The following is a 14,973-nucleotide window of genomic DNA, read 5'->3' on the forward strand; positions in this document are numbered from 1 at the left end:
CGTCGTAGCGAACGGAGTGGACACGGTCGCTGATACTGTTGAAAGACCCCCGTGACTGCAAGCCTTTCGCCATCACACTGGACACAGTTTACATGGACAGTTATGGTATCGGTATTAACATAATTATTATTATCGAACTGGAGCATGTCGCGTGGAGCAAGGCCCCCCTGCCAGTCGCAAGGCCCTTTCGAACAACCTCGATCGCCTGCTGAACATCATGGCGACCCTGCGCAACCCGCAGCGCGGGTGCGAATGGGACAAGGCGCAGACCTTTTCCACCATCGCGCCCTATACGATCGAGGAAGCCTACCAGGTCGCCGACGCGATCGAGCGCAATGACATGGCGGCCCTGCGCGAGGAACTCGGCGACCTCCTGCTCCAGGTCGTGTTCCATTCGCGGATTGCAGAGGAAGCCGGCACGTTCGGGTTCGATGACGTCGCCGCAGCGATAGCGGACAAGATGGAAGCCCGCCATCCGCACATCTTCGGCACCGCCAGCGCAGATGGCCAGGCCCGCGAGGAACGCTGGGAAGCAGCCAAGGCGGCAGAGCGCGAGGCCAAGGGCGCGACCAGCGCGCTGGACGGCGTCGCCTCCGCCCTTCCTGCACTGATGCGTGCGCAAAAACTGCAGAAGCGTGCCGCCCGCGTAGGCTTCGATTGGCCCGATACAGACACCCCGACGACCAAGCTTGCCGAGGAAGTGGCCGAGCTTGCCGCGGCTGAAACAGACGAGGAACGACTTGCCGAAGCCGGCGATCTTTTGTTCGCCGCGGTGAACGTGGTGCGCAAGTACGGCATTGCGCCTGAAGATGCCTTGCGCTTTGGCAATGCCAAGTTCGAGCGCCGCTTCCGCGCGATGGAGACCCTCGCGGGCGGCGGTTTCGACAGCCTGTCGCTCGATGCGCAGGAAGCGCTATGGCAACGGGTAAAGGCGGCCGAGCGTGCCGATCAGGCACACCCGCCAGTGGCGGACTAGATACGGGTAAACCGTCCCAGATCCTTGGGGCTCAGCCGTACATTGAGGCGCAGCGACGGCATGCCCGCTTCGTCCTCCACTTGGCGTTCGGACAAGACCTCGCCATGGGCGTGAAGCCAGGCGAGGCGCTGGCCGTCGCTTAGTGGCACAGTCAGTTCGAGTTCCTGCGCGCCCCCGGTCAGCAGCGAGGAGAGCCGTTCGAGAAGGTCGGTCACCCCCTCCCCGGTCACCGCCGAGATCGGCACAACCGGCACTTCGGGCACGCCATGAGTGATGAGATCGCGCCGCATGTCGCGCTCGTCAGGCGCGAGCAGGTCCCACTTATTCCACGCCTCGATGATCGGCACCAAACTGCCATCCTCCCCGATCACGCCCAGATCGGCGAGGATCTCTTCAACCTCTGCTTTTTGCTGCGCGGTTGCCGGATTGGAGATATCGCGTACGTGCACGATCACATCGGCGGCGGTTACCTCTTCGAGCGTCGCGCGGAAGGCGGCGACGAGCTGCGTCGGAAGGTCCGAGATGAACCCCACGGTATCCGACAGGATCGCCTTTTCGACGCCGGGCAGGCGGATCGCGCGCATTGTCGGATCAAGCGTTGCGAACAACAGGTCTTCGGCCATCACGCCCGCGCCGGTCAGGCGGTTGAACAGCGTCGACTTGCCCGCGTTGGTATAGCCTACCAATGCGATGATCGGCCAAGGCGCGCGCTGGCGGCGATCGCGATGCAGGCCACGCGTGCGCCGCACCTGTTCGAGTTCGCGCCGCAGCCGCGCCATGCGGTTGCGGATCATGCGGCGGTCGGCCTCGATCTGGGTTTCGCCCGGCCCGCCAAGAAAGCCGAAGCCGCCGCGCTGGCGTTCAAGGTGCGTCCACGATCGCACGAGCCGGCCTGCCTGGTAATCCAAGTGGGCCAGTTCGACCTGCAGGCGTCCTTCAGCGGTCGCGGCACGCTCGCCGAAGATTTCGAGGATCAAGCCCGTCCGGTCGATGATCTTATGCTTGAGCTTTTCTTCAAGATTGCGCTGCTGGATCGCCGAGAGCGAGCCGTCGACGATGACGAGTTCGGCCTCGTTCTGCGCCAGCGCGACACCGATGCGCTCCATCTGGCCTTCGCCGAACAACGTCGCGGGGCGCACCGCGCGGATCGGCAGCACGAAGGCATCGACGACCTCGATCCCGATGGCGCGGGCAAGGCCCTGCCCCTCTGCCAGCCTCACCTCGGCATCTTCGCCAAGGCCGCCGCCCTTCTGGCGGATATCTGGCAGAACAACGATGGCTCGCGCGCCGCGGGTCACCTCGCCTTCGAGATCACCCGCGTCGCGGCCGAATTCAAATGTGCTCAAAGGTCAGGTGCTCTCGCCGTCCCAGTCGCCCGACAGGTCGACATGGCCCGCAGGCTGGATGGTCGACACCGCGTGCTTGTAGGCAAGCTGGACATAGCCTTCGCGTTCGAGCAGCATGCAGAACAGATCGTACGAGGCGACCTTGCCTTGGAGCATGACGCCGTTGACGAGGAACATCGTGACCTGGACCCCGGCATCGCGCACGCTGGACAGGAAGACTTCCTGCAGCAGGCGCTTCTTGCCGTTGTCGTCCCCGCCGCCCTGAAAGTGAGCGACCGAAAGTTGCTGGCCGGGCATGATCGTGCTGATCGCGTGCTTGTAGACGAGCTGGGACTGCCCATCACGACGAAGCAGGATCGAGAAGTTGTCGAACCAGGTCACGATGCCCTGCAGCTTCACGCCCTTCACCAGGAACATGGTGACAGGAATCTTGTTCTTGCGCAGGTGGTTGAGGAACAGGTCCTGCAGGTTCTGGCCCTTGCCTCCCGAAGGTCCGGCCGATGGCGACGGAGCAGCGGTCGAAGAAGCTGCAGGTGCCGCTTCATTGGCGGGTTCGGCCGCCTTGGAACGAGGGCGGGCAGAGAGGGTCCGTCCGGTCATGATGTGACTCCTTCGTATTGGCGCGGCCTTTATGCTGACCGTCGCGATCTGGCCTCGGTCTCCCGAATCTGGATCGGGAAACCTTGGCCGGGTTCAATGACAACTTATTGCCCGATGCCCTGCGGGTAAACATGTAAGTTCCACCACGGTTCCGGCGGCCTTGGCGGGATCGCTATTCGTCGTCGTCCTCGTCCTCGCGCCGCTCGGCCATGCCGAGCAGCTTGAGTTTTCGATGCAAGGCCGACCGCTCCATGCCGATGAAGCTGGCGGTCTTTGAAATGTTGCCGGAAAATCGCCGGATCTGGACTTTCAAATATTCGCGCTCGAAATTCTCCCGCGCTTCGCGCAACGGCACGCCCATCAGCGCGGACGAGGTGTTACCGCCTCCGAAGCGCGTGCTGACGATTTCGGAGGGCAGCATGTCGGCCTCGATCCGTTCGAGGCGGTCGCGCGGGGCGAGGATGATCGTGCGTTCGACGACATTGCGCAGCTGCCGCACATTGCCCGGCCAGTCATAGGCCTGCAGCGCGGCCATCGCCTCGGCCGAAACGACCGGCGGCGCAATCCCCTGCTCGCTCGCATAACGGGTGAAGAAGTGATCGATCAGCGAGGGAATGTCGTCGCGGCGTTCGTTGAGCGGTGGGATCGTGACGGGGACGACATTAAGGCGATAGTACAGGTCTTCGCGAAAGCGCCGCTCGGCAATTTCCTTCTCGAGCGGGCGCGACGTCGATGAAACCACGCGCACGTCGACCCTGATCTGGCGATTGCCGCCAACGCGGACAAAGGCCTGATCGGTCAGCACCCGCAGGATGCGCGCCTGGCTGGAGGCCGGCATATCGGCAACTTCGTCGAGGAACAGTGTCCCGCCGTCTGCCATCTCCAGCAGCCCTGCCCGCACCAGCTTGCCATCGGCCTCTTCGCCGAACAGTTCCTGCTCGAATCGTTCGGGAGTGATCCGGGCGGCGCTTACGGTGACGAAGGCGCTCTGCGCACGCGGGCTCCACGAATGGAGCAGACGCGCGGCCACTTCCTTGCCCGCTCCAGCCGGGCCCGTGATCAGAAGCCGGCTGCCGGTGTTGGCCACGCGCTTCAGGGTTGCGCGAACCGCGTTGATCGACGCGCTGTTGCCGGTGAATTCGTCGGCAATGGCAAAGCCTTCGCGCAGGCGCTGGTTTTCGCGCCGCAACCGTTCTGTTTCGGTGGCCCTTTCGACCAGCAGCAAGAGGCGTTCGGCCTCGAACGGCTTCTCGATGAAGTCCATGGCGCCACGACTGATCGCGGAAACCGCCGTGTCGATATTGCCGTGGCCTGAGAAGATCAGGACGGGAAGCTCGGGCTCGCGCTTCTTGATCTCGTCGAGCACTTCCAGTCCGTCCATCGGGCTACCGTGCAGCCAGACATCGAGCAGCACCAGGCTGGGGCGGCGCTCGTCGATCGCGGCCAGCGCCGCGGTGCTGTCCGCCGCCGTGCGACAGCCATAGCCTTCGTCGCTCAGCACGCCAGCGACCAGTTCGCGAATATCGCGCTCGTCATCGACGATGAGGATATCGAGTGCCATGCCAGAATTCCTGCGGTTGTCGGTCACAACGCCATCGGCGCGGACGCCGAGGCCGGATCAGATAGGTTGGAAACGAGCGGATTGCGGGCGAAGCGCATGATTACCCGGGTGCCGCCGCCGGGTTCGTTGGCGAACTGCATCTCGCCGCCATGTTCCTCGACGATCTTGTTGACGATGGCGAGGCCAAGGCCGGTGCCCTTCTCGCGCGTGGTCATGTACGGTTCGAGGATGCGCTCGCGATCGACCGGAAGGCCGACGCCGTTGTCGGCGACCGCAACGGTGACCGATTGCGCATCGCCTGCAAGCGATACGGCGATGCGGCCCTTGTAAGCGCCCACTTCGACTTTTGCTCGCTGTTCAATGGCTTCGAGGGCATTCTTGAGGACATTGGTCATTGCCTGACCCACCTGGTGGCGATCCGCCTCAAACACCATACCCCCCTCGCCCGTGAACGAATAGTCAATCTCCGGATGGGCAACCTCCTGCAGGAACAGGGCCTGCCGCACGAGATCGCTCGCATCCTCGTTGCGGAACACGGGCTTGGGCAGGCGCGCAAACGACGAGAATTCGTCCACCATCTTGCGCAAGTCGCCGACCTGGCGGATGATCGTGGCGGTCAACTCCTCGAACAATTCCGGATCGGTCTCGATCTGCCGGCGATAACGCCGCTTGAGCCGCTCGGTGGCCAGCTGGATCGGCGTGAGCGGATTCTTGATTTCGTGGGCGATGCGGCGAGCAACATCGGACCACGCGGCGCGCCGCTGATCGAGGAGCTGCCGCGTGATGTCTTCGAACGTGACCACATGGCCGGTCGTGTCGTGCGTCACCTTGACGGCGAGCGTCAGCAGGTCGCCGTTCTTGGAATAGTGGACCAGCCCGCTCGGATCGCCCGATTCCACCAGTTGCGCCAGTTGAGGGGCGATTTCGGCAAGCGGCGTGCCAACGAGATCCTTCGCATCGGGATCGCGCAGCAGCTTCTGGGCCGAGCTGTTGATCAGGCGGATGGCGCCTTCCTTGTCGATCGAGACGATCCCGGCGGTGATCGATTCGACGACCGCCTCGATGAACGCCCGCCGCACTTCAAGCTGCGCATTGGCGCTGACCAGCGCTTGCGTCTGGCCTTCGAGCTGCGCCGTCATCCGGTTGAAGGCCCGCGTCAGCAGGCCAACTTCGTCGGTTCCGCTATGGGGCGTCACCCGCATCGAAAAATTGCCGCTGCCGACGTTGCGCGCGGCCGAAACCAGCTCCACCAGCGGTGCGACCTGGCGGTCGGCGAACCGCAGCGCCACCCAAACTGCAAGCGAGACCAGTGCGAGGCTGATGCCGAAAAGCGCCAAGTTGAAGCGCAGCTGCAGCGCACGGGCACGGCGTGTGAGGACATCGTATGCCTTCAGCACCGACTGCGCCCGCTGCCACTGGTTGAGCGCAAGCGCATCGGAGTTGCGCGCGACGTAGAGGTAGATGCCGCGCGTGCGATCGACCGGCGTGACCGCCTCGATCCGTTCCGCCGAAGCATTGACGACGACAGGTTCGCCGGCATCGATCTTCTGCAGTTCATCAGGCGTGATGCGCTGGCGATCGTCGTTCGAATTGGGATCGACGATCGCCGCCGTGCGCAGCGTTCCGTCGGGCCGGCGCTCAACGAGCGCGGATTCGTTGAGCTTGCGGTTGATGACCTGCCAGGAATAGCCTTCGGCGAAGTCCTGGCTGGTGATCGGCGCCTGGGCCAGATAATCGCGCAGGTCGCCGGCCATCGCGACGCTCTCGTTGCCCACGTCGCGCAGCTTGTCGGCGTAGTAGCCGCGCGCCAGATTGTTGGCGTTTTCTAGCATTCCGCGCGAATTGTCCGAGAACCAGAACTCTACGCCCGACTGGAACAGCAGCGAGGCGAACAGCACGACAAGCAGGGTCGGGATCGCTGCGATCAGCGAAAACAGCCAGACAAGCCGCAGATGCAGCCGGCCACTGCTGCCAAGGACGCTCTTCGAGGCGCGGCGCAGCGCGATCCTTCGGCCGAACAGCACGATCAAGGCCATCGCCGGCACAAGCGTGCCGATCAGGAGGCTCGACGTGATCCGCGAAGGAAGCAGCTGGTTCGCCGCGGTGTTGGCGCTGAATGTGCTCCAACTGACCCACAGGGCCACCGCGAGAATGAAGACCGCGGTTAGCTCGAGCAGCAGGAAGACGTTGGCCCTGCGCAGCGTCACGAGCAGCCTGCGCCACCATCTTGGCGAGCGGCGTGACTCGGATCGGAGTTGCTGCATCATAGTGGCCTACAAACAACACCCATGTTGCTTGTTTGCAAGGCATTTACGCGCGGATGCCCTTTGGGCGGGGCAAGTTAGGGCTTTGCGAGCGCTACTTCCGGTACAATATCTAATTCGCTCAACCGCTTGCGCAAGGTGTTGCGATTGATGCCGAGCAACTGCGCCGCGCGTAGCTGGTTTCCGCCGGTGGTCGACAGGGCGTGGAGGAACAGTGGGCGCTCGAAGGCAGCAAGCGCCTCGTCGTAGAGTGCGCCGGGTTGCGGGCGGGCTACGGCCAGCCAGCTCGCGAGTGCTTCCCCGAAGTCCGCCTGCCGCGTGGGCTCGCCGTCGTCAGGCGTGTGTGCACCACCGTCGCCGGCCAGCAGCGGCTCGATGGTGCTCGTATCGATCACCTCGTCGCGGGCCAGCAAGGCCAGACGATAGATGAAATTTCGCAGTTCCCGAACGTTGCCACGCCACGGCTGCCGGGCCAGCAGCGCAGCCCCCGCAGCTGTCAGCGACCGGCGCGGCAGACCCTCACTCGCCGCCAGCGCGAGAAAGTGCCGCGACAGGGCTTCGATATCGTCGGCCCGTTCCCTGAGCGGGGGAAGCTCGATCGGCACCACCGCGATGCGGTAATATAGGTCTTCGCGAAACTGGCCCGCTGCGATCATCGGCACAAGATCGCGGTTGGTCGCTGCCACGATCCGGCAATCGAGCGTGATCTCCTCCGTACCGCCGACCCGGCGAATGCGGCCCGACTGCAGGGCGCGGAGCAGGCGAGTCTGGGCCTGCATCGGCATGTCGCCGATCTCGTCGAGGAACAGGGTACCCCCGCCTGCCTGCTCGAACTTGCCGATGTGGCGGGCGTGCGCGCCGGTGAACGCGCCCTTTTCGTGACCGAAAAGCTCGCTTTCGATCAGCTCGGCCGGAATGGCGGCGGTGTTGACCGCGATGAACGGCCCCTGCGCGCGGTTGCCGAGCTGGTGGATCGCTTCTGCCACCAGTTCCTTGCCCGTGCCGGATTCGCCCAAGATCAGCACGGTCAGATCGTTGCGCAGCACGCGCGTGATCATGCGGTAGACGGCCTGCATCGCCGGACTGCGGCCGACCAGCGGCAGTGCCTGCGGCTCGTCCGAAGCTTCGCCAGAGCCTTCGGCATTATGGCTCGACCCGATGGCCTGGCGGACCGTGCGGACCAGTTCTTCGAGATCGAAGGGCTTGGGAAAATACTCGAACGCGCCGGTATCACTGGCCCGCACGGCAGTATCGAGCGTGTTCTGGGCACTGAGGATGATGACCTGCATCTGCGGGCAGTTCAGACGCACCCGGCCAAGGCTTTCGATCCCATCACCATCGGTGAGCATGACGTCGGTCAGCATCAGACCATAGGCTCTGTCCGCCAGCAGCCGGTCGCGTTCGGCGATCGAATCGCACCGGTCGACCTTGAAACCCTCGGCCTCGAGCGCGGCGGTGATGACGATGGCGATCGAGGCGTCATCCTCGACGAGCAGGATCGACTTCTTCACTTGGCTGCCTCTCCCACCGCTTCGACCGGCACCGTTCCCGCAACGGGCAGGTGCAGACGGAAGTGCGTCCAGCCCTTGCCCTCGTCGCGATCGTGCGAAATCCGCCCGTGCATCTCGCGCACCAGTTTCTGCACGAGCGCGAGGCCGAGCCCTTGGCCGCTCTTCTTGGCGGTGACGAAAGGTTCGAAGATATGGTCGCGAAGCGCAGGGTCGATGCCCGGCCCGTTGTCACTCACCCGCAGTTCGATCGGTAGGCGCAGCGGCTTGCCCCCCGGCCCCGCGTGAAGCTGGATGCCGCTGGCAAAGCGCGTGCGCACGGCGATGCGTGGCGGCGTGCTGCCTTCGCAGGCCTCTCGCGCGTTGGTCATCAGGTTGAGCAGGACCTGCACCAGCGCATCCGGGTTGGCCATGATCGGCGGGAGCGAGGGATCGAACTCTTCCTCCACGACCACTTTTCCGCTGCTGGATGCGGCAATGATGGCCTGCGCGTGACGCACGGCTTCGTGCAGGTTGCAAGGCACCGCCGGCTCCTGGCTGCGCCGCGAAAGCGACTGCATCTGGTCGATCAGCTTGGCGATGCGATCGACTTCCGCCGTGATCAGCCCGGTCAACGCCTTGTCCGAGCCTTCGAGCTTGCGATCGAGCAATTGCGCGGCGCCGCGGATGCCGGCCAGCGGGTTCTTGATTTCGTGGGCGAGGACCTCCGGCGCGCGGAGCGCCACCCCTTCGCCGCCGCCAGAGCCGCCCCCATCGCCGGACAGCGCGTCGACCCCCAGCACTTCGTGCAGGATCAGCATCTGCCAGCCCGGCGAATGGGTTACCGGTGACGTCATCACGTCGAAACGCCGCGCAGGTTCGCGCAGCACGCGCACTTGCGCATCTCGCGCGAACAGCTGTGCCTCGCCCTCAGCCAGGCGGCCGAGGATGAGCGGCTCGTCAAATTCGAAGATTTCGGCCACGTTGCGACCGATCAGGCGGCGTGCGCCCTTGCCGGCCAACTGCTCGGCCGCCGGGTTCACCGACGAAACAACCAGATCCGGGCCCAGCAGGAAGACCGCGAGCGGAAGGCTGGCGACAAGACGCTTGGGATCGGGCCGATGCCCTTCCCGCCGCGTCTCGCCCGGCAGGCTCACGGCCGCTGGATCACGCGGCGGCGCGCCGGTCGACATGGTCTGCATCGAGAAGGCGCCCATAAAACCCAGCCAGGCTTTCTAGCACGGCGTCGGCATCGTCGATGAAGTTCACGCGGTTTCTGAACTCAGCCGAGCCCGGCAGGCCCTTCGTATACCAGCCAAGGTGCTTGCGCGCCATGTTGACGCCGGTGACCGGCCCGTAGTGTTCCAGCATCGCGTGGTAGTGTTCGACAATGACTGCGTACTGCTCGGCGAGCGACGGGTCGGGCCGACGCTCGCCCGTTTCGAGCCAGTGCATGACCTGGCCGAGGAACCAGGGCCGACCGTAGGAGCCGCGCCCGATCATCACCCCGTCGGCGCCGCTCTGCTCGATCGCCTGCGCAACATCCTCGATCGCGCAGATATCGCCGTTTACGATGACCGGAATGTCCACCGCTTCCTTCACCTTGCGCACAAAGGCCCAGTCGGCGCTGCCCTTGTACATCTGGTTGCGGGTCCGGCCGTGAACGGTGATCATCTTAGCGCCGATATCCTGCGCAATGCGGGCGAGTTCGGGCGCGTTGAGGCTATCGTGGCACCAACCCATGCGCATCTTGACCGTCACCGGTACCGACACTGCCTTCACGGTCGCTTCGATCAGGCGCGTCGCGAGCGGAATGTCACGCATCAGCGCGGACCCGGCATCGCCGTTGACGACCTTGCGAACCGGACAGCCCATGTTGATGTCGATGATCGCGGCCCCGCGATCTTCCTGCAGTTTCGCCGCCTCGCCCATCTGCTCCGGCTCGCAACCGACGAGCTGCATCGACACCGGCTCTTCGGTGGGATGCCACATCGCCTTCTGGATCGACTGGCGCGTTTCGCGGATCGCCGCCGGGCTGGCGATCATTTCGGTGACGTTGAGCCCCGACCCATAGCGCCGTACCATCGTCCTGAATGGCAGGTCCGACACACCCGTCATCGGCGCGAGCACGACCGGGCATCCGACGGTAACGGGACCGACGACCAGCGGCTGCAGCTTCGGGGGCTTCGGGGTAGCGTTCATGAAAAGGGTGCTCTGCCTAAAAAACAGGCAGCACATAGTGGAACCGGCGCTGAAGGGCAAGGTCATCGGCCGACACGCTTGCCCGCTTGCCTGTGGCTGCAGGTGACTGGTAGAGGCGCGCTCGCATGACTGCGCCCCTTCCCCCATCAACCAGCGCCGGAGTCGCCGCGATCATCGTCGCGGCGGGCAAGGGCCTGCGTGCCGGTGGCGAGGTGCCCAAGCAGTTCGCCCGATGGCGCGGCGCGCCCTTGCTGCGCCATTCGGCCCAGGCAATGGCTGCGGCGGGCGTTGCCCCTATCGTCGTCGCCATCCCCGCAGGCTGGGACGACGTTGCCGCGCAAGCCCTCTCCGGCCTCGACCAGATCGTACTCGTCCACGGTGGCGAGACCCGGCAGGAATCGGTGCGCCTCGCGCTTGAAGCGCTGGAGGAGCATCGCCCCGCGAACGTCCTGATCCACGACGCGGCCCGGCCCGACTTGCCGGCGCGCGTGATCAGAGACCTTGTGACAGCCTTGGCTGCGAAGCCCGGGGCAATTCCCGTGTTGCCCGTAGTCGACAGCGTCGTGCGCGGCGACGAAGGCGTGCGGGTCAAGTCGGTCAGCCGGGACGGGCTCTACCGCGTACAGACTCCACAGGCATTTCGCTTCGCGGATATACTCGCCGCGCATCGCGCCTGGCAGGGCGTTGCCGATGCGGGTGACGATGCCGAAGTGGGACAGGCGGCAGGACTTGCCATCGGCCTCGTCCAAGGTGACGAGCGACTGCGCAAGGTCACCTTCGCCACCGACCTTGAGGAGATCAGCTTGCCCGAACGTTACCCGCGCACAGGGCTCGGCCTTGACGTCCACCGCCTGGCCGAGGGCGAGGAGCTCTGGCTTTGCGGGATCCGCGTACCGCACGACAAGGGCCTTGCAGGTCACAGCGATGCGGACGTTGCCATCCATGCGCTCGTCGACGCCATTCTCGGCGCGATCGGTGCCGGAGACATCGGCGACCATTTTCCGCCTTCGGACCCGCAGTGGAAGGGGGCATCGTCCGACCGCTTCCTAGCCCACGCCGTCGCGCTTGCGCGCAAGGCAGGCTATCGCCCCGGCAATGTCGACGTGACGATCATTTGCGAAGCCCCCAAGATCGGCCCGCACAAGCCGGCGATGCGGGCCCGGCTCGCAGAAGTCATGGGCGCGGACATCGATCAGGTAAGCGTCAAGGCAACCACGACCGAGCGGCTCGGCCTCACCGGTCGCGGCGAAGGGATCGCGGCGCAGGCCGTGGCCGTTATGGTCCCGCTGCAAGAGGAGTTTCCGGGATGAAGCAGGTGACTTCGAAATTCGTCGCGCTGGCGGCGCTGCTCGGCATGGCGTCTGCGCAGACCGCATTGGCGCAGGACTGCCTGACCCAACCCGAACTGACCGGCATGGTCACCTTCGCCCTGCCCGTCGTGATGGACGGCGCGATGAAGGCCTGTCGCCCTACCCTTTCACCGCAGGGCTATTTCGCGACGCAGGGACCCGCGCTGGTCCAGCGCTACGCGGCGCGCAAGCAGGACGCATGGCCGGCGGCAAAGGCCGCGATCCTCAAGATCGGAGATTCCCGCGACGCCCGGATGAAAGACATGATCGGCAATCTTCCCGACAGCGCGCTGCAGCCTTTTGCGGAAGGCATGGTGGCGCAGATGGTGACCGAGGGGATCAAGCCCGACCAGTGCGTTGCCATCGAACGGGCCACCCGCCTGCTGTCGCCGCTGCCGCCGGAAAACACGGCCGAGCTACTGACCTTCATCGTCGGCCTCGCCGATCGTCCCAAGCCGGGCAAGAAGGCCACCCTCAATCTTTGCCCGCTGAATTGAGCCCGCCATGGAAACGCTGATTTTGTCCCAAATCGTCGATCTTGCACGCAGCGTGATCGAGGAAAATGCGGCGCGCGGTCGTACCGTTGCTCTGGCCGAAAGCTGCACCGGCGGTCTTGTTGCCGCGGCCCTGACGGAAATCGCGGGCAGCTCGGCGGTGCTCGATCGCAGCTTCGTCACATATTCCAATGAATCCAAGAACGAGATGCTGGGCGTTTCAATGGACGTGATCGACACGTTCGGCGCGGTTTCGATCGCGGTCGCCTGGTCAATGGCGCAAGGCGCGCTCAAGCATTCGAGGGCGGATGTGGCGGTGGCGATCACTGGCGTCGCAGGACCTGGCGGGGGATCCGAGCAGAAGCCGGTCGGCACCGTCGTCTTCGCAAAGGCCGAACGCGGCGAGGACCCTGAGGCGGTAAATGCGGAACTCAAGTTCTTCGAGAACGCGACGACGCGCTCCGACGTCCGCCGTGAAGCTGCGATCTGCGCACTCGAACTGCTGATGCCGCCTGCCGACTGAAACCCTGCCGAATGCGCGGCCCGGGACTTAGGCCGTTGGTGCAGGCAGGCCGTAGAGCTTTTCGGCGCGCGCTTCGAAGGCGTTGACCATCTTGCGGAAGGCGCGGTCGAGATACTGGCCGGCCAGCTTCTCGAAGATCGCATTGCGGAACGTGAAATCGACACAGAAGTCGATCACGCAGCCGCCCTTTCCGTCGGGCGCGAATGCCCACGAATTCGACAGGCTCTTCATCGGGCCGTCAAGGTATTCCACCTCGATCCGGTGCGGACGATCCTTCTTCACTCGCGAGGTAAACTTCTCGCGCAGCGCGTTGAAGCCGACCAGCATGTCGGCCACCATTTCCTGCTCGCTGTCCGACTTCACCCGCGTCGCCACGACCCAGGGGAGGAATTCGCCGTAGCGCTTCACGTCGGCGACAAGGTCGAACATCTGCTCCGGCGACCACGGCATGGGGCGCTGCTCGGAAATGTGCGGCACGTCGACGCTCAGCCCTTCAGCGCAGCCTTGGCGAGCTGCGCTTCGCGCGCGGCGCGCATCTGCTTGAAATCGTCGCCGGCGTGGTAGCTCGACCGGGTCAACGGGCTCGATGCCACCTGCAGGAACCCCTTGGCCCGCGCGATCGAGCCATAGGCATCGAACGCCTTGGGCGTGACGAACTCCATCACCTTGGCGTGCTTGGGTGTCGGCTGCAGGTATTGCCCCATGGTCAGGAAATCGATCTGCGCGCTGCGCATGTCGTCCATCACCTGATGCACCTCGAGCCGTTCTTCACCCAGCCCGAGCATGATGCCCGACTTGGTGAAGATCATCGGATTGTGCCGCTTCACTTCCTCAAGCAGCCGCAGCGAGGCGTAGTAGCGCGCACCGGGCCGGATGGTGGGATAAAGACGCGGCACAGTCTCGAGGTTGTGGTTGTAGACATCGGGGCCCGCCTCGACGATCGCGGCAACGGCAGCGGCCATCTTGCCACGGAAATCGGGCGTCAGGATCTCGATGGTGGTGTTCGGCGTCTGCTCGCGCAGGGCCTTGATCACCTTCACGAACTGGCCCGCGCCACCGTCGGGAAGGTCGTCGCGGTCGACCGAGGTGATGACGATGTGCTCAAGCCCCATCTTGGCGGCAGCTTCGGCAACATGGCCCGGCTCGAACGGATCGACCGCGCGCGGCATGCCGGTCTTCACGTTGCAGAACGCGCAGGCCCGGGTGCAGACATCGCCCAGGATCATCACCGTGGCATGTTTCTTGGTCCAGCATTCGCCGATGTTCGGGCAAGCCGCTTCTTCGCACACCGTATTGAGCTTGAGATCGCGCATGAGCTGGCGCGTCTCGCCATAGCCCTTGCTGACGGGCGCTTTCACGCGGATCCAGTCCGGCTTGCGCTGGCGGACGGGGCGGCTTTCGATCTCTAGCTTGGTGACAGGTTCGGTCATGGGGCCCAGATAGGCTCATCGCAGCGCACTTGAAAGACTCAATCTAAGCCTGCAAGGGCACTGGTCATGGCAACCGAGAGATCCCCCGAGCTGGAGCAGCTCATCGCCGGCTACCGCCGTTTCCGTGAACATGGCTGGACGCCCCGGCTCGAACGCTGGCAGCAGCTGAAGGACGGGCAGGAGCCACAGGTGATGATCATCGCCTGCTCGGACAGCCGGGTCGATCCCGCGCAGATCTTCGATACCGATCCCGGCGAGATGTTCGTGGTCCGCAACGTGGCCGCAATGGTCCCGCCGTTCGAGACCAACCCCGGGCACCACGGCGTTTCGGCCGCGCTCGAATTCGCGGTCCAGGTGCTCAAGGTCAAGGAGATCGTGGTCATGGGCCACGGCATGTGCGGCGGTTGCAAGGCGGCCCTGACCCAGAGCCTGAAGGGCGCCGAGCTTGGCGAAGGCGGCTTCGTCGCCGACTGGATCGGGCTGCTTGATGAAGCGCGCGAGCCGGTCGTCCACGAGCATGGCACCGAAGGCCGCACGGCCGAGCGGGCGATGGAACAGGCCGCCGTCAAGGTCAGCCTCCAGAACCTGCGCACCTTCCCGTGCGTGCGCTCCAAGGAGCGCAGCGGCGAACTCAAGCTGCGCGGCGCGTTCTTCGCGATTTCCGATGGCGTGCTGCACGTGCTTGACGAGGGCAATGGCACCTTCGAGCCGGTCGCCTGAGGCACATTCCCCTCGATCGAC

At 64.7% G+C, this 14,973-nt stretch carries 14 protein-coding genes; 5 read left to right on the top strand and 9 right to left on the bottom strand.

Annotation, left to right across the window (positions count from 1 at the left end; all coding sequences use genetic code 11):
- The first annotated feature begins 151 nt into the window (after positions 1 to 151).
- A complete protein-coding gene (mazG, locus tag HHL27_RS10135) occupies positions 152 to 976 on the top strand; it encodes a nucleoside triphosphate pyrophosphohydrolase (RefSeq protein WP_338114872.1) in 825 nt (274 codons plus the stop codon).
- Here the strand turns inward: mazG and hflX are convergent.
- From hflX to dusB, 7 genes are all read right to left on the bottom strand, one after another.
- Positions 973 to 2,322 (bottom strand): GTPase HflX, encoded by a 1,350-nt coding sequence (gene hflX, locus HHL27_RS10140; protein ID WP_169493301.1) that lies wholly within the window; start codon positions 2,320 to 2,322, stop codon positions 973 to 975. The genes mazG and hflX overlap by 4 nt on opposite strands.
- Positions 2,323 to 2,325: 3 nt before the next feature.
- On the bottom strand, positions 2,326 to 2,922 hold the full coding sequence (gene hfq / locus HHL27_RS10145) for an RNA chaperone Hfq (protein ID WP_169493302.1): 597 nt from the start codon (positions 2,920 to 2,922) through the stop codon (positions 2,326 to 2,328).
- 172 nt (positions 2,923 to 3,094) lie between these two features.
- Positions 3,095 to 4,483 carry a nitrogen assimilation response regulator NtrX gene (gene ntrX / locus HHL27_RS10150; RefSeq protein WP_169493303.1) on the bottom strand — a complete coding sequence of 463 codons (1,389 nt, stop codon included), beginning with the start codon at positions 4,481 to 4,483 and terminating at the stop codon, positions 3,095 to 3,097.
- A 23-nt stretch (positions 4,484 to 4,506) separates the two neighbouring features.
- Positions 4,507 to 6,750, bottom strand: a complete 2,244-nt coding sequence (locus HHL27_RS10155; RefSeq protein ID WP_420874050.1) for a sensor histidine kinase — start codon at positions 6,748 to 6,750, stop codon at positions 4,507 to 4,509.
- Between the two features lie 74 nt (positions 6,751 to 6,824).
- Positions 6,825 to 8,258, bottom strand: coding sequence for a sigma 54-interacting transcriptional regulator (locus HHL27_RS10160; RefSeq protein ID WP_169493305.1), 1,434 nt, complete (start codon positions 8,256 to 8,258; stop codon positions 6,825 to 6,827).
- Entirely contained in the window at positions 8,255 to 9,427 is a 1,173-nt protein-coding gene (locus HHL27_RS10165; protein WP_206069552.1) for a two-component system sensor histidine kinase NtrB, read from the bottom strand. Before HHL27_RS10165 ends, HHL27_RS10160 begins: the two co-directional genes overlap by 4 nt.
- Positions 9,402 to 10,436 (bottom strand): tRNA dihydrouridine synthase DusB, encoded by a 1,035-nt coding sequence (gene dusB, locus HHL27_RS10170; protein ID WP_169493306.1) that lies wholly within the window; start codon positions 10,434 to 10,436, stop codon positions 9,402 to 9,404. Before dusB ends, HHL27_RS10165 begins: the two co-directional genes overlap by 26 nt.
- 125 nt (positions 10,437 to 10,561) lie before the next feature.
- Here dusB and HHL27_RS10175 point away from each other — a divergent pair, with 125 nt between their 5' ends.
- The 3 genes from HHL27_RS10175 to HHL27_RS10185 are packed head-to-tail and all read left to right on the top strand — an operon-like array spanning position 10,562 to position 12,802.
- Complete coding sequence (locus tag HHL27_RS10175; protein ID WP_169493307.1) at positions 10,562 to 11,746, top strand: bifunctional 2-C-methyl-D-erythritol 4-phosphate cytidylyltransferase/2-C-methyl-D-erythritol 2,4-cyclodiphosphate synthase; 1,185 nt, start codon at positions 10,562 to 10,564, stop codon at positions 11,744 to 11,746.
- Positions 11,743 to 12,282: a hypothetical protein gene (locus HHL27_RS10180; protein WP_169493308.1), complete on the top strand. Its 540-nt coding sequence runs from the start codon at positions 11,743 to 11,745 to the stop codon at positions 12,280 to 12,282. The genes HHL27_RS10175 and HHL27_RS10180 overlap by 4 nt, the downstream gene beginning before the upstream one ends.
- A 7-nt stretch (positions 12,283 to 12,289) precedes the next feature.
- Complete coding sequence (locus HHL27_RS10185; RefSeq protein WP_169493309.1) at positions 12,290 to 12,802, top strand: CinA family protein; 513 nt, start codon at positions 12,290 to 12,292, stop codon at positions 12,800 to 12,802.
- A 27-nt stretch (positions 12,803 to 12,829) separates the two neighbouring features.
- Here HHL27_RS10185 and HHL27_RS10190 read toward each other — a convergent pair whose 3' ends face one another.
- The gene (locus tag HHL27_RS10190) at positions 12,830 to 13,279 is read right to left on the bottom strand and encodes an SRPBCC family protein (protein WP_169493310.1); all 450 of its coding nucleotides are present in this window, start codon (positions 13,277 to 13,279) and stop codon (positions 12,830 to 12,832) included.
- An 8-nt stretch (positions 13,280 to 13,287) separates the two neighbouring features.
- Positions 13,288 to 14,232 (bottom strand): lipoyl synthase, encoded by a 945-nt coding sequence (lipA, locus tag HHL27_RS10195; RefSeq protein ID WP_169493311.1) that lies wholly within the window; start codon positions 14,230 to 14,232, stop codon positions 13,288 to 13,290.
- Positions 14,233 to 14,298: 66 nt separating this feature from the next.
- On the opposite strand from lipA, the gene HHL27_RS10200 reads away from it, so the two are divergent.
- On the top strand, positions 14,299 to 14,952 hold the full coding sequence (locus HHL27_RS10200) for a carbonic anhydrase (RefSeq protein ID WP_169493312.1): 654 nt from the start codon (positions 14,299 to 14,301) through the stop codon (positions 14,950 to 14,952).
- Positions 14,953 to 14,973: the final 21 nt, after the last annotated feature.

Source organism: Novosphingobium olei (assembly GCF_012927405.1).
Lineage (GTDB): Bacteria > Pseudomonadota > Alphaproteobacteria > Sphingomonadales > Sphingomonadaceae > Novosphingobium > Novosphingobium olei.